We start from the raw sequence: 20,915 nt of genomic DNA, 5'->3' as shown, positions 1-20,915 counted from the left end.
TATACATTATGGAGAAGATGAATTCATTGGAGCCGGCTCAGCTACAAGGCAATTCAGTATCGAATGAGGAGCACACAGTATCGTCCACAGACGATTTTGAAGTTTTGCTCATTACGGGTATGTCTGGTGCTGGCCGTTCACGCGCAGCGGATAGCGTAGAAGATATTGGTTGGTATGTAGTAGATAATCTGCCGCCACTTCTGCTCGTGCCGCTCGTGGATATGATGACTTCTTCCGGTTCTAAAGTACATAAACTCGCTGCGGTAATTGATGTCCGCTCGCGTTCGTACTTCGATGATTTAGCGCAAGTTTTGGCTCATTTGGAGGATTTAGGCGTAAAAACGCGCATTATCTTCCTCGATGCCAGTGACGAAGTGCTCGTGCAACGTTACGAATCTGTACGCCGACCACATCCTTTGCAAAATGGTCGCAGGCTCATCGACGGCATTCACGCCGAAAGAGAGCTGCTCTCCGTGCTCAAGGAACGCGCCGACGTTATCATCGATACCACGCGTACCAGCATTCATCAGCTTTCTACTCAGCTGTACGAATCTTTAGTGGGTACCGGCGCAAAAACCGTGAATGTCCATATTTTCAGCTTTGGCTTTAAGCACGGCGTACCTTCTGATGCAGATTTTGTGTTGGATGTGCGTTTCTTACCGAATCCGTACTGGGTGCCAGAACTGCGTAATTTAACGGGTATGGATAAGCCCGTCAGCGATTATGTGCTGTCTAGCAATGGGGCACACGAATTTTTGGACGCCTATGAGCAGGCTTTGTCCATTGCCCTTGATGGTTATGCTCGCGAAGATAAGCATTTTGTCACAATTGCGATCGGCTGCACCGGAGGTCAGCACAGGTCTGTAGCCATGAGCCAAGAACTGGCTCGACGCTTGAAAGCGCAAGGCTTGACGGTAACCGTATCCGCACGTGAGCTCGAACGAATCCATCATAATTAATTATATTTTCATAACTATCCAAGGTTGTCGTTACACTAATCTTTCGGATAATTAGCTTTCAACCCTACAAGGAGGCGCCGTGTCACTGCTCGACGAGGTCAAGAACGAACTCGCAGCAATTACTGATGACTCGTCATTAGCAAAGCAAGCCCAAGTTTCTACAATGCTCCGTTTTGGTGGCGGAATCCAGGTAGTCAAGAATATTCCGATTATTGCCGGTCAATTTACGAGTCGCTCAGCCGCATTGTGGCTTCAAAACTCTATCCGAGAGATTTGGGGATACGATGCAGAATTGCGTAAAGCTACGTCGACACTGCCAACTGGTGAACCTGTGGAATTCTATCTGGTAGCAGTTACCCGTGACGGAAAGCGTCTGGCACTGCAAACAGGCTTGCTCGACCAGCGTTCGAGCGAAATTCCGGGTATTGCACCAGCGCATATTCAAGGAAATATTGCACAGGTCAAGGCCGCATGGCGTGGCGCATTCTTGGCAAAAGGTCGTTTGAGCGACCCGGGCAAATCCAGCATGATGGAAATTGTCTGCCCAAGCGTAGAGGCCGTAAACGATCTTATTATCGCCGCACGTCGATTGGGTATTACCGCTAAGCCACATCGTGTGATGAGCTCCGTACGCGTACGTTTGAGCGATCCTGATGTGATTGAGCGTATGCTCATTCTTATGGGAGCCACCACTACAGCCCGTGAATGGAGCGGTAAGCGCGTAGAGGGCGAGTCCCGTGGCAAGGCCAACCGTTTAGCAAACTTCGATGATGCAAACATGCGTCGTAGTGCAAAAGCAGCCGTGGAGGCTAGCCAGAAGGTGCGTAAGGCCTTCGAGATTCTCGGCGATGACATTCCTGAGAATCTGCGTGCTGCCGGACAGCTCCGCTTAGATCACGGTGATGCAAGCCTTGAAGAACTTGGCCGTCTAGCAAATCCTCCCATTACGAAGGATGCCATAGCCGGTCGAATCCGCCGACTGCTCCAGCTGGCAACCAAAGTTGAAAAGCAACGTGCAGCCGAGGCGGAAAAGAACTAAACTTCATAAGTAGCGACAATAGAAAGGAAGCTAATGAAGACTCTCAAAGATTTGGGTGATTTGTCCGGCAAGCGTGTGCTTGTGCGTGCGGACTTTAATGTTCCACTCGATGGCACGACTATCACTGATGATGGTCGCATCCGTGCAGCATTGCCTACCATCAACGCTTTGCGTGATCAGAAGGCAAAGGTTATCGTCATGGCTCATCTGGGCCGTCCAAAGGGCCAGGTTGTGCCAGAGTTGAGCCTTGCTCCCGTTGCAGCACGTTTGGGCGAATTGCTCGACGCACCAGTAACCCTTGCAAAGGACACCTACGGCGAAGATGCTCAGGCTAAGGTAGCAGCAATGAACGATGGTGATGTCGTCTTGCTCGAAAACGTGCGTTTCAATCCAGAAGAAACATCTAAGGATGCAGACGAGCGTGCTGCATATGCAAAGAAGATTGCGGCTCTGGGTGACGCTTTCGTGTCCGATGGTTTCGGCGTTGTGCACCGTGCACAAGGCTCCAACTATGATGTAGCCACAGATCTTCCAGCAGCTGCGGGCTTGCTCGTAGAAAAGGAAGTAACAGCTCTGTCCAAGGCAACCAACGACCCACAGCGTCCATTGACGGTTGTCCTCGGTGGTTCCAAGGTTTCTGACAAGCTCGGCGTTATCTCCAACCTGCTAAACAAGGCAGATCGCCTCGTTATCGGCGGCGGCATGGTCTTCACTTTCCTCAAGGCTCAGGGCTACGAAGTCGGTAAGTCTCTTCTGGAAGAAGACCAGATTGATACCGTTAAGGGCTACTTGAACACCGCTAAGGAAAATGGCGTAGAAATCGTGCTTCCAACCGATATTCTCGCAGCCGATGAGTTCAAGGCAGATACCAAGTTCGAAGCTGTACCTGCAGATCAGATTCCAGCGGACAAGATTGGTCTGGACATTGGCCCAGAATCTCAGAAGCTCTTCCATGACAAGATTGTTGATTCTAAGACCGTTGTATGGAATGGCCCTATGGGCGTATTCGAGTTTGACAACTTCGCAGGCGGTACTCGCGCAGTTGCTCAGGGCTTGATTGATGCCACTGCTGAGAATGGCGCATTCTCTATCGTGGGTGGTGGAGATTCTGCTTCTGCAGTGCGTAACCTGGGCTTCGATGAGAGCAAGTTCTCCCACATTTCTACCGGTGGCGGCGCTTCCCTCGAATTCCTCGAAGGCAAGACTTTGCCAGGTTTGAGCGTGCTCGACTAATCTAGGCATAATCTCCTCGCAGCTCAGCGTTGTTTCCCAGCGTTGAGCTGCATTTTTATATGAGTGTATCTGTATCTACCGCGTTTTTTGCGAATACACAGCACAATGTATCGATGCAGGATGGTATCGATTGTGTTTTACAATATGGGAAGAGACCTTTTTGAGAGTGAGTATGACATGGCACATTCCAGAACACCTCTAGTTGTTGGCAACTGGAAAATGAATTTGGATCATCGCGAGGCCACGTATTTTGTGCAAAAGCTGGCGTGGTTGCTGCGCGATGCGAATTTTGACTATGACAGCTGTGAAATCGCCCTTCTTCCACCTTTTACCTCTATTCGTAGCGTGCAGGTGCTTGTAGACGCCGATCATATCAACATCGATTACGGTGCACAGACGGTTTCTGTTACCGCACAAGGTGCCTTTACCGGCGATGTGTCAGCAGATATGCTGTCCGCTTTGGGATGCACTTACGTGCTCGTAGGTCATTCGGAACGTCGCCGTTATCATTCCGATGATGACGCCAATATGGTCGATCAGGTCCGCGCGGCACTCGCAGCGGGCATGACGCCCATCTTATGCGTGGGTGAGGGCTACGAGGAACGACGCGAGGGCATTGAGCTGGATTATGCGGTCGGCCAAGTGGACGATATTACACGTGATTTGCCGGAACCAGATGCGCAAAAAATCATCATCGCCTACGAACCTGTATGGGCCATCGGCACCGGCCTCGTGGCCACGCCACAGTCTGCACAAGACGCAGCAGCCGCCATTCGCCTCCACTTTTCGCGCGTTTACTCGCCAGAAACCGCGGACAAGGTGCGCATTCTCTACGGAGGCTCTGTCACTGCGAATAATGCCACTTTGCTCATGAATGAAGCCCGCGATATGGATGGCTTCCTCGTGGGCGGAGCGAGCCTCGATGCAGACGAATTTGCTACAATTATTCGTCTCACCTCTAAAGCAGGCAAAAATCGTTAGCCAATCCCAGCCGAGATGCATCGAACAGACTGCGTGGCACAGGCTACGGATTTTCGAAGGCATATAGTATTCTGATAAATAGTTTTTATTGGAGGTGCAATGAACTGGTTGTTCGTTCTCAAGGTCACGCTTGAAGTGATTGTAGTTATTTTGAGTGTTATGCTTACCGCATTGATTCTTATGCACAAGGGTAAGGGTGGCGGTCTGTCCGATATGTTCGGCGGCGGTATTTCCGCAAATGCTGGAACCTCAGGTGTGGCAGAGCGTAACTTGAATAGAATCACAGTGTTCATCGCTTTGCTGTGGATTGCTCTGATTATTTTCCTTGACTTTATGGTTAAGAACGGCTGGGGAGCATAAGTTTCATAACGCTTCAAGCAGGGTGTCTTTTCATCTAGTATGGATGAGGGGACACCCTTTATTTTTGCTTCTACCACCGCATCTCATGTGTGCTCGGGAAATAGGAACAAAACAAGATTGCTCTTTATCCGGTGCACGTCCTATGATGAAAATATTCGGAAGTTCTTCCCACTATCCTTGACCAGGTTTTAATCGCAATTCATGCGAAAATCAAGGATTTTTCTATGCTCTCGTATATTTCAAGAGACTAGGCCCCAGTTTGTGTACCTGAAGGTAAGTCATGAGCGTAGTTGGAGTGCTTCCACGTCACACCTACAACAGTATGAGAAAGAAGATATATGGATCAATCGAAAAAAGAACGCATTCTCTTTAGCCTCGCCATGACCACAGGCATGGTTCTTATCATGAGTACCTACCGTATGTATCTCGCAACCCGAACATTATCCGTATTCCCATGGATGCTCACCTTCGCCCGCACTTGGATTATTGCACTCCTGCTGAGCACTTTCATCGCACGTCCTATTGCACAGCGAGCAGTGAATGTAACCCGTATTTCTACGCATAAGCCTCATTTGACCGGTTTAGCAACGTCTATCGCTACCACGCTGTGCATGACGACCTGCATGTCTCTTATTGGTATGATTTTCGCGCATGCACAAATCACTTTCATAAGCTATCCAACGTCATGGGCGACCTCCATCATCGTATCGCTGCCTGCATCTTTGCTCATTGTGGGTCCTACGGTACGAAGGATTTTTAAGCGCTAGCGCATCTTTGCGGGAACTATAAACCCCGTATGTATTTAACTCGGTATATCGGTTTACCGAGTTTTTTTATGCCGGTACACGCTTAGGCAGAGGGTCCCGGCGGAAGTGTTCCTGCCATCTCGGCCCCTAGGTTATAGACATCAGAATTTAGCAAGATACGCAAAAAAGGGACTGCCCACACAAGTGGAGCAGTCCCTTTCTATATAAGAAAAACTTAAGCGTCACTTAAGTTATGCGTTCACGCGGTCAATACCGGCCTGAACATCAGCAATCACAGAATCCCAAGACTTGATGAATGCTGCAACACCATCAGCCTCGAGCTTGTCGGTAACCTGCTTGATGTCGATGCCGAGCTCAGCGAGCTTGTTCATCACAGCGTGAGACTCTTCGTAGGTGCCCTTGATGGAAGGAGCGCCGTTACCCTGCTCAGCAAGAGCGTCGAGCGTCTTCTCTGGCATAGTGTTTACTACATCTTCTGCCACGAGTTCGTCTACATACTTAGATGGGGAATATGCAGGATTCTTGGTACCAGTGGAAGCCCACAGTGGACGCTGACGCTTTGCGCCTGCAGCCTCGAGCTCTGCCCATGCTGGATCGTTGGCGAACTTGTTTTCGAAGAGTTCGTAAGCGATGCGTGCGTTAGCCACAGCTGCCTTACCTTCGAGAGCGTTAGCTTCGTCGGTACCGATTTCTTCGAGGAGCTTGTCTACTGCAGTATCAACGCGGGATACGAAGAAGGAAGCTACGGAAGCGATCTTGGTGAGGTCGTGACCGTTAGCGTGTGCCTGCTTGATACCTTCGATGTAAGCGTCGATAACCTGCTCGTAACGCTCGATGGAGAAGATCAAGGTTACGTTTACAGAGATACCCTTAGCGAGGGTAGCGGTGATGGCTGGCAAACCTTCGAGAGTTGCAGGAATCTTGATCATGGCGTTTGGACGATTGACCTTTTCCCACAATTCCACAGCCTGCTTTTCCGTGTTCTCGGTGTCGTGTGCGAGGCGTGGATCTACTTCGATGGAAACGCGACCGTTCACGAAATCGGTTGCTTCAGCAATCTCGCGGAAGATATCTGTAGCGTTACGAACGTCGGTTGTGGTCAATTCGCGAATTGCAGTCTCGACGTCTACCTTGCCGAGCTCCTTCAACTGTGCGTCGTATGGACCAACCTGGCTCAAAGCCTTCTGGAAGATAGATGGGTTAGTGGTTACACCAACAACGTTCTTGTTTGCAATAAGATCCTGCAAAGATCCGGACTCGATGCGGGTACGGCTCAAATCGTCGAGCCAGATAGATACGCCAGAGTCGCTGGTCTTCTGAGTGTGCACATTCTGTGCCATATTTATTTCTCCTTGTTTGTGGAGGTTATTTTAAAACAGGGGCAGCTCTGTACAAAACTGCCCCTACATCTTACTTAAGCGCGAGCAGCCTCGATAGAAGCCTTAGCTTCTTCTACTACATGCTCAGCGGTAATGCCGAGTGCAGCCATGTTCTGATCGCCAGAACCCTGGAGACCGAAGGATTCGATGGACACAGCCTTTCCGTAAGAACCGAGGTACTTGTACCAAGAAAGTGCAAGACCAGCTTCAACGGAAACGCGAGCCTTAACAGCAGCTGGGAGTACGGATTCCTTGTACTCGTCATCCTGCTGCTCGAACCACTCCATGGAAGGAACGGAAACAACGCGAGCCTTGATGCCTTCAGCAGCCAAAGTCTCAGCAGCCTTAACAGCGTGCTGAACTTCAGAACCAGAGCCCATGAGGATGACATCTGGTGTGCCTTCGGTGTCTACGAGTACGTAAGCACCGCGCTTTACGCCATCCTTAGCCTTTGCAATTGTTTCTGCAAGGGTAGGCACGTTCTGACGTGTGAGAATCATAGCTACTGGAGCCTTGGATTCGCGTGCAAATGCGTAGCGATAAGCTTCAGCAGTTTCGAACTCATCCGCTGGACGTACAACTTCCAAGTTAGGAATTGCACGCACAGAAGCGAGGTTCTCAACTGGCTGATGGGTAGGACCATCTTCACCCACAGCTACGGAATCATGCGTCCACACATACAAGTTTGGAATGTTCATCAAAGCTGCAAGACGCACAGTTGGGCGCTCGTAGTCGGAGAACATGAAGAAGGTGCCGTTGAATGGGCGAGTGTGGGAACCAAGGATAATACCGTTGGTAATTGCACCCATAGCCAATTCACGCACACCAAAGTGAAGAACGCGACCAGACTCAGACACGTTTGGCCAAGTCTTTGTAGCGTATTCTGCTGGGAGGAAGGAAGCAGCACCCTTAATTGTGGTGTTGTTAGATCCACCCAAATCTGCAGAACCACCCCAAACTTCTGGCATAACAGCTGCAATTGCATTCAAAGCAGCACCGGAAGCCTTACGAGTTGCTACAGAAGCACCTGCGGAAATGCCTGCTTCGAGCTCATCGATAGCCTTGTCGAAGTCTTCTGGCAATTCACCAGCAGAAATGCGATCGTACAAAGCAGCCTTGTCTGGGTTTGCTTCACGCCAAGCGTTGAACTTCTCATCCCAAGCCTTGTGAGCCTCAGCACCACGGTCTGCAACCTTACGTGCGTGTGCAAGAGCTTCTTCATCGTTAGGGAATGCAACTTCTGGATCAAAACCAAGAACCTTCTTCAAGCCTGCTACAGCTTCAGCGCCGAGCTTAGAACCGTGGGAAGATTCATCATTGGTCTTGCCTGGAGTTGGCCAAGCAATCAAAGTATCCACCTTGATGAAGTGTGGACGATCGGTTACTTCCTCAGCCTTATGCAATGCAGCAGCAAGAGCTTCAGTATCTTCCTTGTAAGAACCGTCAGGCTGGATGAAGGAAACTTCGTCGGTGTACCAACCCTGTGCTTCGAAGCGCTTGAGGATATCTTCAGAGAAGGTCAAGTTGGTATCGCCCTCAATCTGAATGTGGTTAGCATCGAAGATAACAGTCAAGTTACCGAGCTTCTGACCACCTGCAAGAGAAGCAGCTTCAGAAGAAATACCTTCTTCCAAATCGCCTTCACCGCAAATAACCCAAACCTTGTGATCGAATGGGGAAGTGCCCTGTGGAGCCTGCTCATCGAGCAAGTTGCGCTGATAACGCTGGCCCATTGCAAAACCAACGGCGGAAGCGAGACCCTGGCCGAGAGGACCAGTAGTCATTTCGATACCTGGGGTCAAGCCGTATTCAGGATGACCTGGGGTACGAGTGTCCATGGTGCGGAATTTCTTCAAATCATCAAGAGTCAGATCATAACCAGAGAAATACAGCTGGACGTACTGTGTCAACGAAGCGTGACCGCCGGAAAGAATGAAGCGATCGCGACCTTCCCACTGTGGATCCTTAGGATCATGCTTGATGAAATGCTGATAAAGAGTATAAGCGATAGGTGCAAGAGAAACAGGAGAACCTGGGTGACCATTTCCTGCCTTTTCTACTGCATCTGCTGAGAGAACCTTAGCGAGCTTAACTGCACGCTCGTCAAGTTCGGTCCATGTGAAATCGACCATGTAGATCAACTTTCCTTCCAATAGATGAAGTAACTTAACGCTCAACGTAGTGCGCAAGCTACTCGTTTACTCTTTTCATACTAATAAGGTATCCAGACCTTTGAAGCTTGAAATATCGGCTTTGTGTTGCCCTGCAGTTGCCGTTATAATCGTTCATTCAAAGCGATAATTCCATACGCATGCGTACATTAATGTATAGAGAATTATCTTTGGAGTTTTAAAGGAAAACATGGCAGATTATTACGAAACTCTTGGCGTTTCGCGCGATGCAAGCGATGATGACATTAAAAAGGCATATCGTAAACTCAGTCGTAAGTATCATCCAGATTTAGCGGGTCCTGAATTTGAAGACAAATTCAAGGAAGTAAACACAGCCTACGAGGTCTTGTCAGATCCTGAGAAGCGTTCTATGTATGACCAAGGCGTAGATCCAATGGCACCGGGCGGTGGAGCTGGCGCTGGCTACGGTTCGGCTGGTGATTTTGGCGATATTTTCAGCACCTTCTTTGGCTCGGGTTTCGGCGCAGCGTCTGGTCCAATTTCACGCACACAACCGGGTCGTGATTCTTTGGCAAGCCTTGCCATCGATCTCAAAACCGCCGTGTTTGGTGGCAATGAATCCCTGAATGCCTCCATGTATGCGGTCTGCGATGTCTGCGCCGGATCGGGCAGTGCCGATGGGAGTGCGCCAGTGACCTGCCCTGAATGTAATGGGCAAGGATCCGTGCAGCGCGTGGTGCGTACCATGCTCGGTCAAATGGTCTCCACGCAGCCTTGCGAACGCTGCGAAGGCCACGGCACAATTATTACGAATCCTTGCGCATCCTGCCTCGGTCATGGTCGTGTCAAGAAGCAGCGTACGATTACTGTTTCTGTGCCTGCCGGTGTGCAGGATGGCACCCGTTTGCGTTTGAGCGGTCAGGGTGAGGTTGGCGAGGGCGCAGGTCCTGCTGGGAACCTCTATGTGGACATCACTATCCGTCCAGACAAGACCTTCACGCGCGATGGCAACGACCTGCATTGCTGGATTCGCATTCCGATGACCTGGGCTGTGCTCGGACATACCACGAGCATCGAAACTTTTGATGGTGATAAGGATGTGGCTATTCCTGCAGGTTCACAGCCGGATGATGTCGTGACACTGAATTCTTTGGGTGTCACCAAACTCAACCGCGAAGAACGCGGAAATTTGGTCGTGCATTTGGATGTCAGCATCCCGAAGAAACTCAGCAACCAGGAGAAGAAGCTCATCTCTGATTTTGAGCAACTCAACAAAGAATCACAGCTCGAGTCCAAGCCTGAGCAAAGTGCTAAGACCTTGAAAAAGGGTAAGGGCTTCTTTGAGAAACTGCGCCAGACTTTCTCGTAAACGTCTTGGGTGGGAGACGCCTTGAGTGTCTCCCTTTTTTTGGTTGACTTTTACTAACTGAGCACATGAGCTCCCGTCGAGGGAGCTTTTTTGTTGACTTTTTGTGGGTGCGCAGTCTGATTTCGGTGGGGAGGCAGAGGTGGATCAGAGGTGGTTTGTCCGAACGGTGCAGCTTTTGGGCAAAAGTGACCACTTTGACATCTGATATTGACTATTTGCTTGTGCACGATGGGCATTTTTGCCCAAAAGGCTACTTTCGGGGATAGCTCTACTGGGAATGAGGAAGTGTTCAGGCTTTTAAAGACGGACTGCACTCTGGAAGCTCAGCAGTTAGAGGTTCTTCTTATGCTTTTGGGCAAAAGTGACCATAGATATAATTGTCTGCTTCATATTTTGATCTATTGATGGGCATTTTTGCCCAAAAGGTACATTCCTACATATAAATGCGTTGAGCTTGTTGGTTTACAAGGCTGTGTGAAAATCTAAATCGGCATTCTTATAATCAGATAACAAAAATATCGGACGCCTTCGGCGGTAGATTCTATTTTTTTAGCTTTTGGGCAAAAGTGACCACATTGACATCTGAAACTCATCATTGGCTTGCACAGGATGGGCATTTTTGCTCAAAAGCTAGTTCCATGCAAAACGTATGCACCCTATGAGAGTACTCCGATTCTCGAGCAGAGATATACGCTGTCAAGTCACCTTATGAGCGCTGTAATTCAAGGTTGAGCAAAAATGCCCATCTAAGAGTGAAAAAGGTCCTACATCACGGCATAAGGATGGTCACTTTTACCCAAAAGATTCTTCCGTCCCTCATCCCAGACCAGTCAGCCTATTCGGCAGCCTTCGGCTACTGCTTTCTCGTTTATTTTACTTTTGGGCAAAAATGCCCATTTATTCTATTATCAACCCATCACCATGAATCCCTAATGGGCATTTTTGCCCAAAAGCTCATCACAAGCTACAGGCGCAAAAAAAGCGCCCAGCAGGCCACATCAAAATATCCCTGCCGGACGCCCTTCCAAAACGTTCGCACTTCTCAGCTCACCCTAGGATCATCTCACACCGAGGCAAGCACCTGCTTGCACATCGAGCGATATTGGCTGATATACCCACCGCCAAAGAACACACAATGACCCGCAATAGGGTAGAGCTGCCACAGTACACGCCGATCCTCAAAACCACGCTTCAATGGATGCACCGTTTGATATCCGCGCAAGATTTCACTCATATAGCTCATACCAAACAAAGAAAGCATGGATAGGTCTTCTTCGCGATGCCCTCCGTGTGCTGCAGGATCTATCAGCACCGCTTCGACCTCATCCATCTGCGCACCCTCCGGCGAGGTTCGCGTCCACATCACGTTGCCGCTCCACAAATCGCCGTGCACGCGCGCAGGTTTATCCTCCGCAGCGCCGCCCATCGCCTCAGGCAAGGCATCACACACGGTCTCTGTCAGCTCCATGTCTGCCTGCGTTAGCAGTCCGCGCTTCACGCCGAGCCGCACCATCGGCAGCAACCGCCCCTCGGCGTAATAGGACACCGGATCCGTCCACTCACCGCGGTCCATAATCACAGGGTCTTGCAACGGCCCAAAATAGCAGTCACCTGCATAGTCGGCGGGAGCTTGCCCAAAGAAATCCGCACCATAATCATGCATGTGTGCGAGCGCGCGCCCAAAAGCAAAAGCCGCCTCAGCTGTAGCACTTGCAGGAGAGATGCGCTCAATATCCAAATAATCATCGCCCCACGTGTCCACCTGCACGACGCGCGGACCACCCGATTGTTCTGCCTCTTTCAGCCACAACAAGCCTTTTGCCTCACATTCGAAGAATCCTTGTGGTGCAAAAGCACGTGACTTGCGATGTAATGTCGTCTTTGTCATAAACCCACCCCTTTGGCCTTTACCAATCACGCAGACATAGAATACAGCTCAAAACAGCCATCTTATGTCGTATTTTCAAGGTTACTATTCCCAGTGCTTACTCTTCAATGTAACGAGAAATAAAAAACCCGTACAGCCCCCGAAATGTCTGTTTAGTCACAATTCACTCCGTTTTATATCCACCGTGCCATTTTTTGTAGATTTACGCTGAAAATGAACGGGAAAAGTCTTACACTGAGACTGTTCATTTTGAGGCCGTATGGAATTCAGTTCTTCGTAATAAATAGCGGAATCTTCCAATTCGGCGGAGTCTACACGTGCATGAATTACTTGTGCATTTTCACAAGTTATCACACGTATTCACAGCATCATGCGAAATTGCTCCCACGTTTGTATCGTCACGGATTTCACGTGTACTGTGCATAAACCATGGAAAGTTTGAAATGGAAACAGAATATAGAACACGCAGTACTACTGCAGATAAAACTTCATTATCCTTTACACTGATTCTGAGCGCATTTATGGCGTTCACATCCTTATCTACAGATATTTATCTACCGGCTATGCCTGCAATGCAAAAAGATTTGGGCGGACATGCTGAGCTCACCGTTACAGGATTCCTTCTGGGATTTGCTATCGCACAGCTGGTATGGGGACCAATTAGCGATCATCTTGGGCGCAAAATGCCCTTATTTATTGGAACGGTTCTGTTTATTATCGGTTCCGTGGGATGCGCTACAGCTACCAGCATGGAAATGGTGGTATTTTGGCGCGTTCTCCAAGCTATAGGCGCTTGTACGGGACCGATGATTAGCCGTGCGATGATTCGAGACCGCTATGATGGCAATCGTGCTGCGCAGGTTTTGTCCACCTTGATGTTGATTATGGCCGCGGCCCCTATCATTGGACCTTTGACAGGCGGCTCCTTGATTTCTTTGGGCTCTTGGCGCATCATTTTCTGGCTGATGGTTGTAATTGGTGTCCTGCTGTTTCTTTCCGCACGTGCATTGCCCGAAACATTGCCTGCTCCACAGCGCAGTACTGAGGCCTACAAGTACAGCTTCAGGAATTATTTCCAACTGCTCACTTCACGGTCCTTCATGGTATACACCTTGAGCGTAACCTTCTTCTACATTGGCGCTTATGCCTTTATATCGGGTTCTTCGACGATATATATTGACCACTTCCACGTCAGCCCGGAACATTACTCCCTGCTTTTCGGCCTCAACATTGTGGGCGTTTCCATACTAAGCATGATTAATCGCCAACTCGTTGCAAAATATCAGCTCAAAACCTTGCTTGCTGTATCTACAACTGTGGCTTTTCTCTTCTCTATTGTTTTAGTCATCGCAGGAGTTACAGGCGCATTCGGATTGTGGGGCATTGTCGTGCCAATGTTCTTCGTCTTTAGCATGAACGGCATTATTGCTGCATGCTCGAATGCTGCCGCTCTGAACAGTGTGCCTAATCACCTCACCGGTTCGGCTTCAGCTCTTTTAGGTTCTCTCCAATATGGCAGCGGAATTATCCCCTCAATACTGCTCGCCGTTTTCGCCGATAGCACACCCAAAACTATGACTGTGATTATCACCACATCCCTGTTTTTTGCTGCCCTTATGGGCCTTCTGGGGCGCTATTCTAAACTTTCATAAAACGAAAAAAATTATGGTAATCTGGATGTAACACAAACAGTGTTTTGTTGTAACATTTCGTGCCATACCATAATTCCGCTTTTGAAAACAAGTAACCAACTACAAGAAGGGACTAGTTATGAAGGCACATGAAATTCTCAATAATCCATTCCTCAACAAGGGCACAGCCTTCACAATGGAAGAGCGCAGCAAGCTGGGTCTGATTGGCCTGTTGCCACCTCAAGTCCAAACGATCGATGAACAGGCTGCCCAAGCTTATGAGCAAATGTCCAGCAAGGTCAGCGATCTAGAAAAGCGTCTGTTCTTGATGCAGATTTTCAATACGAATCGCACCTTATTCTACCGCATGTTTGCTCAGCATATTGAGGAATTCAACCCAATTGTTTACGATCCAACGATTGCTGAAACCATTGAAAACTACAGCGACCTATTCGTGGATCCACAGTATGCTGCATATCTGGATATCAATCATCCGGAAAATATCGAAGAAACACTGAAGAACGCCGCGGGTGAGCGCGATATCCGCCTCATTGTAGTCACCGATGCCGAAGGTATTTTGGGCATTGGCGACTGGGGCACAAATGGTGTCGATATTTCCGTTGGCAAGCTGATGGTATACACCGCAGCAGCGGGAATTGATCCTGCCACCGTCATGCCAGTCGTCATCGATGCGGGCACAAACCGCCAGTCTCTGCTGGACGATCCTCAGTATTTAGGCAACCATCACGAGCGTGTGCGCGGCGATCGTTACTACGATTTCATCGATCAGTTCGTACAGACCGCAGAAAATCTGTTCCCTAAGCTCTATCTGCACTGGGAAGATTTCGGCCGCTCCAACGCTGCAAATATTCTCAACAAGTATCACAAGCAGATTCCAACCTTCAACGATGATATTCAGGGCACCGGCATCGTCACTTTGGGTGGCATCTTTGGCGCACTCGATATCACCGGTGAAAAGCTCACAGATCAGGTGTACCTCTGCTATGGAGGCGGTACTGCGGGCGCAGGTATTGCTTCGCGCGTGCTCAGCGAAATGGTCAGCGAAGGTCTGCCAAAGGAGGAAGCATACAAGCGTTTCTTCATGGTAGATAAGCAAGGTTTGCTTTTCGACGATATGGATGATTTGACCGATCAGCAGCGTCCATTCGCGAAGAAGCGTTCCGATTTCCCGAATGCGGACAAGTTGACGGACCTGCTCGAGGTCGTCAAGACTGTAAAGCCAACCATTCTTGTGGGTACATCCACAAATCCGAACTCCTTCACCCAGGACATCGTGGAAGCAATGTGCGAAATTACGGAACGCCCAATTATCTTCCCAATTAGCAATCCTACGAAGCTGGCGGAAGCTAGCGCAGAGGACCTGATTAAGTGGTCTGATGGCAAGGCATTCGTAGCTACCGGTATTCCAGCAGGCACCGTGTCGTATAAGGGTGTAGATTACATTATCGGTCAGGCTAATAACGCCTTGATTTACCCGGGTTTGGGCTTAGGCATGCTTGCATCTGAGGCTTCCCAGCTGACGGACGAGATGATTGGCGCAGCAGCACACTCCCTGAGCGGTATCGTCAATCCTGGTGAGCCAGGTGCTCCAGTGTTGCCACCATTTAAGTATGTAGCCGATGTATCGATTAAGGTTGCAGAGGCAGTAGCAAAGAAGGCGCAAGAGCAAGGTTTGGCGCGCGCAGAAGAAACCGATATGGCAAAGGCTGTACGCGATTTCAAGTGGTATCCAGAATACAAGTAGTAAATCTGATTCGCTAATCTTCCATCGAGGGATATGTGGTATGCGGTGGCTTGCTCGTTGGTATGGCACATGCGGTAGCAACTCAGCAAAGCGCTAGTTTTTACCGGAGACAGGCCACCAGCTCCTAGCAGAGTCTCTCAGATGGAGATTTTCGTGGCACGCTTCATTGCACTTTTTAAGTGCGGAAGATGTCGCGGAAAATGGCCACGTTTATTACGCAGATACTTACACGTTACTCATGAAAGCGCCGTTGCTTTGCCACTGAAGTCTTGAGGATTTCAGTGAGACGAACTCGGCGCTTTTTTAAGCAAAAAATTAGAAAATAGACGAGAAAGGAGAAGGATTATGTCCGTATTCCTGACCTCAATTGAGAGCATCGTACCAATTATTGTCATCATTGTTTTAGGCTATTTCCTCCAAGCTCGTGGCTGGTTTAAGGATAGCTTCGGCGGCGACTTGTCTCGACTGATTATGAATGTGGCCTTGCCGGCATCCATCTTCGTATCCGTGCTCAAATATCTCACTCTAGATAAGCTGGTATCTCTATCGAGCGGCCTTATATACACCTTTGGGGCCTTCTTCGGAAGCTATGTACTCGCATATCTTGCGGTATGGATTTTCAAGGTACGTCCAGGACGTCGCGGCACGATGATTAACACCTTCGTCAACGCCAATACGATTTTCATCGGTTTGCCTTTAAATATCGCACTGTTTGGCGATAATGCATTGCCTTACTTCTTGATTTACTACATCACCAACACCATTTCCACCTGGACCTTAGGTGTATACCTGATGACCACCGACAGCAAGTCGGGTGAAAAGAAGCAAGGTGCTAAGTTCGATTGGAAGAAGCTGCTGCCTGCACCTCTGGTGGGATTCCTTATTGCTTTGGTCTTCCTGCTGTTAAGAATTCCAGTGCCAACTGCGGCCACCAATACGTTGACCTACATCGGTAACTTGGTTACGCCATTGTCGTTGATCTATATTGGTATTACTTTGCAAAAGGCCGGTTTAAAGACCATTCGTTTCGACCGCGATACGATTATCACATTAGTGGGTCGTTTCATTTTGGCTCCGGCTTTGATGTTTGGACTTTTGGCATTAACCGCTCAGGGCATGCCAACGGCGGAGTTCAATACCTTCGTGATTCAGTCCGCAGCACCAGCTCTGGCTGTTCTGCCAATTCTGGCCAATCAAGGCGACGGAGATGTGGAGTTCTCCACAAACGTGGTCACCATCAGCACGATTCTCTTCGTTGTGGTCGTCCCTGTGGTGATGACGCTGTTGGGCTAAAATCCCTGTGCACGATTTACCCTGAAAACACTTGTGGGCTTGTTTCTCGTAGTAACCGAGAAACAAGCCCACTGTGTATATACAACATTTATTTATTGCTGAGCATCAAAGCCACGCAAATATTTTTCCGTTTCATTAATCAGCTGGGATGTAGCATCAGGGGAGAGCGCTTTCAAATTCTGCTCTTCATCATATGCCTTTTCCATCTTAGAAATATATCCTTTAATATCTGGATTCATTTCCGTCAACATATCTGCCTGAGTCTTCCATTTCAGCGCGAGCACCGGCAAGTCACCCTTGTCTAATTGCACACCTAAATGTTCGGAAAGCTTTTCAATCGCGCGTAGCACGCCCATCGGATTGTCTTGAGAGTCCACATACTGCGTATAGGAGGGGAGGGACACCCACAACGATGCAGATTGGAAGCCATCTTCCAAAGCAGCGAAATTCAATACACTCGTAATGCCGATAGGACCTGTATAGGATTCCTCTTCTGCAGTATTGTCATACGTATCATGGAAATATACAGGCAACGGACGCGTATGCGCACAATCTGCAAACATGGATCCTAAGGTAATCACTTCATCCACTTCGTACTCATCGGCTATGCGCAAAGAACGCTGCGCAAATTCAGTCCATTTAAAATTCGGTTCAGGCCCCATTTCGATGAGCAAACTGAGGGTTGGATTCACATCAATGCGCGTAAACGTGGTCTCCGGCCACATGATTTTCCGTTTGCCATCCACATTGACCATCACAGGACGGGTGCTCGTGTAATCGTAAAAACTGCCACAACAGATATGGTCCACTTCGCGTGATTGGGATGCGTACGTGCTGATGAGATGGTTTAACGCATGTGTAGCCACCTGGCCGGCGTCATTCCACCCATCAAAAGCACTTAGCATCACGATGCGGCGAGGCTGAGGGGATTCGCCCTCCACATCAAAGAACTCCTTATAATTACTCATATATCCAGATTAAGGAATGAAGCGACAGCGGGGTAAAGTTCTCGCAATTGGCTTATTTTTAGGCTTTTAGCGAGGTTATGCAGGATTTGTGTCTTTCTGAGAGGTTATGTGATACACAACACGCCGAGGCTTGACCAAAACCACCCACAACGCTATATTTATATCTCGTGCTCAGCACGAAGCAATATGCTGAAAGCCAAGCATACTGCGGACATAGCTTAGTTGGTAAAGCGCGACCTTGCCAAGGTCGAGACCGCGGGTTCGAGTCCCGTTGTCCGCTCTAGGTCAGTCGAGGTTGACCTCTTGCGGTGAGTTAGCCAAGCGGTTAGGCAGCGGCCTGCAAAGCCGTATAGACGAGTTCGACTCTCGTACTCACCTCTCTTTATATTTTTGGGCGGTTGGCGCAGGGGCTAGCGCACTTCCCTGACACGGAAGGGGTCACAGGTTCAAATCCTGTATCGCCCACTCATAATATAAAGAAGACCTACTCGGGCGATTGGCGCAGGGGCTAGCGCACTTCCTTCACACGGAAGGGGTCACAGGTTCAAATCCTGTATCGCCCACACAGTGTTATCACTCGTGTAGTGTTGTTGTTTTCATATTTCTCTTTCTTTTCATAGAATTTATTATCAGACTTTATTATCCTTACAAGTAATTATGTATTACACAGTAGGGCAGAGAATGAATACGACTCTTCAGTCCATACACGATACTTTCATCCGTATATACACGCATACGCCTTTCGAAAAAATGAAGGTAGCACAGCTCTGTGAACAGGTGCCTATTGCACGCACCACATTTTATGAATACTACGCAAATCTTGATGAACTCAAGGAAGCCGTAGAAAATCAACTCATCACAGGTTTATTGGATGCGGCTAACAGTGTTATAGAGAGCAACACGATGATGCAGACTGTGGATGTTGAACGCTATTTCGAAGCCGTTTTAGCATATATCCACGCACATTGGGACGAAAACTACGCCTTTCTGGTCGCTCAGCCAAATATTTCGTACACCACAAAATGGAAGCAAGCTATAAAAAAGAATCTTGCTCTACGATACCCGCTGAAAACCAAACGTCCCTTATATGGCATTATTTCTGAGGCAGCTGCGAGCGCTGTAGTGGGGGCGTATACATACTGGATGTCACATCCGGAGGAATTCGACGCCCAGACCATTGCACACATGAGTAAAAATGCGCTGGATGCGCTTATACCCCTTATCCAGTAGTGTGCACGGCTAGAAACCGGACACTTTAGGCCAAAGTGTCGTCTATACATAAATTTCTGACATCTAAGATGACGTATAACAAGGCATTATTCCCTAATATTCACGAGGTCATCATGTCAGATATTACAATTCAGATCTTTCACACAGGCACGGTCTGTGTAGCACCGGATCTGCCCTTTGGCGGAGACCACTCCAATGCGCTTAAATCCTCTGGCATTTTTGGTAGAAAGTCGGATAGGCTCTGGCTTCCTGTGTCGTCTTACCTCATCGAATACGACGATAAGAAAATCCTTTTTGATACCGGTTGGCACCGCAACATGAGTCCTGAAGGCATATACGACCGCAAAGCCCAAATCAGATCCTTAGGCAGTTATGCGCTGTATAGAGTGAATCAAGGCGTGGTGCCAGAAGGCCAAGCCATCAACGAGCAGCTTGAGACTCAGGGCGTGGAGGTGCGTAACATCGATGCAGTGCTGATTTCGCATCTGGATTGCGATCATGCCAATGGGCTCAAGCTCGTTTCCGATGCCCGCAATATTCTCGTAGCTCAAGACGAACTCGACTTTGCCACGAATGGGAGCCTGATGAACCGCATACGGTATTACCGTCCTTGGTGGGAAGGTACGAAGATTCGTGGTTTTGCATGGAATGGTACAGAAGGACCGGCAGGAAAATCCTACGATGTTTTCGGCGATGGCAAAATTGTGATGATCAACATTCCGGGGCATTCGAACGGGCTGTGTGCCTTGCGCGTGATGAATGCAGACGGTCGGTATGTTTTGCTCTTTGCGGATGGAGGATATGCCACAAAATCGTGGTCCCAAAACATTACGTCGGGCATTGCAGCAGACAAACAAGCACAGAAAAAATCTCTCGCGTGGATTCGTGATATGAGTATGGATCCTCGGTGTGTAGCATCTTTGGCAAATCACGATGCCGATGTAGAACCACATATCATCAAATTCTAAACGCGTGCTGTGCGGCAGGAGCTAGACCGCAAGGCACGCGCCTTCCGTTTCTGCTACTACTATGGAAGGTATAACGACGAGGTTTATGCATGGCACTACTGCCGTGCGAAAGAAGGCACAACAATCATGAACACTACTCGACATCCCGTGGCCCTCATTACCGGCGCATCACGTGGCATCGGTGAAGAATTTGCTCATATATATGCGAAAAATGGCTATGATCTCGTACTCGTCGCACGTAGCGAAGCAGACCTCAACGCACTCAAAAAGCGGGTGGAGCGCGCCTATCCCGTGCGGGCGTATGTCTATGTGCAAGATTTTTCTCAGGATGATGCAGCACACCATGTTGCAGATTACCTCGCCAAAGAAAAACTCGATGTGGACGCACTGGTCAATAATGCGGGTTTTGGGGATTTTGGATATTTCTGGGAGGGCAGCAAGGACAAACAGCTCAGTCTGCTCCATGTCAATATCATTGCACTCGTCCATCTCACGCGTCTAATCGTGCCCGGCATGGTGGCACGCGGCAGAGGCCATGTGCTCAATGTGGCCTCGATTGCGGCCAGCAGCGCGGGACCGAAGATGGCATTGTATTATGCATCTAAAGCCTTTGTTTTGAGCTTTTCTGAGGCGCTACAGGAAGAGCTCAAGGGCACGGGAGTGACATCCACAGCCTTATGTCCGGGGCCGACCCGTACGAATTTTGAGGCAACGGCAGATCTGAAAAATTCACACATGTTTACGTGGCTTCGGCCGGCAACCGCGAAAAAAGTTGCAGAAATCGGCTATAGGGCAGCGCAGCGGGGCAAAGCTATCCAATTTGCTGGCATCACTCCACTGATGCTGCACCTGATGTCGCGTGTGGCGCCACGTTCCCTCTCTAGAAAATTCGCACGATTGATTAATGGCTGACTAATATGTGGCTCGTGCGTGGGAAGATGCACCACTGGACG

General features: G+C 49.0%; 17 protein-coding genes and 4 tRNA genes. 17 read left to right on the top strand and 4 right to left on the bottom strand.

The genetic code is table 11. The features are described from left to right. Positions 1-17: 17 nt before the first annotated feature. The 6 genes from rapZ (at position 18) to D570_RS0107095 (ending at position 5,339) form a co-directional block, all read left to right on the top strand. Positions 18-959, top strand: coding sequence for an RNase adapter RapZ (gene rapZ / locus D570_RS0107120; RefSeq protein ID WP_018143700.1), 942 nt, complete (start codon positions 18-20; stop codon positions 957-959). A gap of 79 nt (positions 960-1,038) precedes the next feature. Beyond that, positions 1,039-1,998, top strand: a complete 960-nt coding sequence (whiA, locus tag D570_RS0107115) for a DNA-binding protein WhiA (RefSeq protein WP_018143699.1) — start codon at positions 1,039-1,041, stop codon at positions 1,996-1,998. A 33-nt stretch (positions 1,999-2,031) separates the two neighbouring features. Next, positions 2,032-3,231 (top strand): phosphoglycerate kinase, encoded by a 1,200-nt coding sequence (locus D570_RS0107110; RefSeq protein WP_018143698.1) that lies wholly within the window; start codon positions 2,032-2,034, stop codon positions 3,229-3,231. A gap of 177 nt (positions 3,232-3,408) precedes the next feature. After that, the gene (gene tpiA, locus D570_RS0107105; protein ID WP_026181956.1) at positions 3,409-4,212 is read left to right on the top strand and encodes a triose-phosphate isomerase; all 804 of its coding nucleotides are present in this window, start codon (positions 3,409-3,411) and stop codon (positions 4,210-4,212) included. Between the two features lie 108 nt (positions 4,213-4,320). After that, on the top strand, positions 4,321-4,572 hold the full coding sequence (secG, locus tag D570_RS0107100) for a preprotein translocase subunit SecG (RefSeq protein ID WP_026181955.1): 252 nt from the start codon (positions 4,321-4,323) through the stop codon (positions 4,570-4,572). A gap of 338 nt (positions 4,573-4,910) precedes the next feature. Continuing rightward, the gene (locus D570_RS0107095) at positions 4,911-5,339 is read left to right on the top strand and encodes a hypothetical protein (protein ID WP_018143695.1); all 429 of its coding nucleotides are present in this window, start codon (positions 4,911-4,913) and stop codon (positions 5,337-5,339) included. Positions 5,340-5,569: 230 nt separating this feature from the next. Here the strand turns inward: D570_RS0107095 and tal are convergent, their stop codons facing one another. Next, entirely contained in the window at positions 5,570-6,679 is a 1,110-nt protein-coding gene (gene tal / locus D570_RS0107090) for a transaldolase (RefSeq protein WP_018143694.1), read from the bottom strand. 74 nt (positions 6,680-6,753) lie between these two features. Further along, positions 6,754-8,850, bottom strand: a complete 2,097-nt coding sequence (tkt, locus tag D570_RS0107085; protein ID WP_018143693.1) for a transketolase — start codon at positions 8,848-8,850, stop codon at positions 6,754-6,756. A 229-nt stretch (positions 8,851-9,079) separates the two neighbouring features. On the opposite strand from tkt, the gene dnaJ reads away from it, so the two are divergent. Beyond that, positions 9,080-10,219 (top strand): molecular chaperone DnaJ, encoded by a 1,140-nt coding sequence (gene dnaJ, locus D570_RS0107080; protein WP_018143692.1) that lies wholly within the window; start codon positions 9,080-9,082, stop codon positions 10,217-10,219. A gap of 1,063 nt (positions 10,220-11,282) precedes the next feature. Here dnaJ and D570_RS0107075 read toward each other — a convergent pair. Continuing rightward, positions 11,283-12,107: a fructosamine kinase family protein gene (locus D570_RS0107075; protein ID WP_018143691.1), complete on the bottom strand. Its 825-nt coding sequence runs from the start codon at positions 12,105-12,107 to the stop codon at positions 11,283-11,285. Between the two features lie 443 nt (positions 12,108-12,550). Here D570_RS0107075 and D570_RS08750 point away from each other — a divergent pair, with 443 nt between their 5' ends. The 3 genes from D570_RS08750 to D570_RS0107060 all read left to right on the top strand — a co-directional run bounded on the left by D570_RS08750 (position 12,551) and on the right by D570_RS0107060 (position 16,796). Then, on the top strand, positions 12,551-13,759 hold the full coding sequence (locus D570_RS08750; RefSeq protein ID WP_018143690.1) for a multidrug effflux MFS transporter: 1,209 nt from the start codon (positions 12,551-12,553) through the stop codon (positions 13,757-13,759). Positions 13,760-13,877: 118 nt separating this feature from the next. Further along, positions 13,878-15,503, top strand: a complete 1,626-nt coding sequence (locus D570_RS0107065) for a malolactic enzyme (RefSeq protein WP_018143689.1) — start codon at positions 13,878-13,880, stop codon at positions 15,501-15,503. A gap of 345 nt (positions 15,504-15,848) precedes the next feature. Continuing rightward, on the top strand, positions 15,849-16,796 hold the full coding sequence (locus D570_RS0107060) for an AEC family transporter (protein WP_018143688.1): 948 nt from the start codon (positions 15,849-15,851) through the stop codon (positions 16,794-16,796). A gap of 92 nt (positions 16,797-16,888) precedes the next feature. Here the strand turns inward: D570_RS0107060 and D570_RS0107055 are convergent, their stop codons facing one another. Further along, positions 16,889-17,764: a PAC2 family protein gene (locus D570_RS0107055; protein ID WP_156812264.1), complete on the bottom strand. Its 876-nt coding sequence runs from the start codon at positions 17,762-17,764 to the stop codon at positions 16,889-16,891. A 207-nt stretch (positions 17,765-17,971) separates the two neighbouring features. Between D570_RS0107055 and D570_RS0107050 the strand changes: the two genes are divergently transcribed. The 7 genes from D570_RS0107050 to D570_RS0107020 all read left to right on the top strand — a co-directional run bounded on the left by D570_RS0107050 (position 17,972) and on the right by D570_RS0107020 (position 20,874). Beyond that, a tRNA-Gly gene (locus tag D570_RS0107050) sits at positions 17,972-18,044 on the top strand. 27 nt (positions 18,045-18,071) lie between these two features. After that, a tRNA-Cys gene (locus D570_RS0107045) sits at positions 18,072-18,142 on the top strand. A gap of 14 nt (positions 18,143-18,156) precedes the next feature. Next, positions 18,157-18,229 (top strand) — tRNA-Val (locus D570_RS0107040). 25 nt (positions 18,230-18,254) lie between these two features. After that, positions 18,255-18,327 (top strand) — tRNA-Val (locus tag D570_RS0107035). A 118-nt stretch (positions 18,328-18,445) separates the two neighbouring features. Next, on the top strand, positions 18,446-18,994 hold the full coding sequence (locus tag D570_RS09130; protein WP_018143686.1) for a TetR/AcrR family transcriptional regulator: 549 nt from the start codon (positions 18,446-18,448) through the stop codon (positions 18,992-18,994). Positions 18,995-19,107: 113 nt separating this feature from the next. Continuing rightward, the gene (locus tag D570_RS0107025) at positions 19,108-19,962 is read left to right on the top strand and encodes an MBL fold metallo-hydrolase (protein WP_026181954.1); all 855 of its coding nucleotides are present in this window, start codon (positions 19,108-19,110) and stop codon (positions 19,960-19,962) included. 126 nt (positions 19,963-20,088) lie between these two features. Beyond that, positions 20,089-20,874: an SDR family NAD(P)-dependent oxidoreductase gene (locus D570_RS0107020; protein ID WP_026181953.1), complete on the top strand. Its 786-nt coding sequence runs from the start codon at positions 20,089-20,091 to the stop codon at positions 20,872-20,874. The last annotated feature ends 41 nt before the right edge of the window (positions 20,875-20,915 follow it).

Origin of the sequence: Alloscardovia criceti DSM 17774 (assembly GCF_000376885.1) — a bacterium.
In the GTDB taxonomy this organism is placed as follows: domain Bacteria; phylum Actinomycetota; class Actinomycetes; order Actinomycetales; family Bifidobacteriaceae; genus Alloscardovia; species Alloscardovia criceti.
The sequence above is the reverse complement of the archived record's forward strand: the minus strand, read 5'-3'. Positions and strand labels throughout refer to the sequence as shown.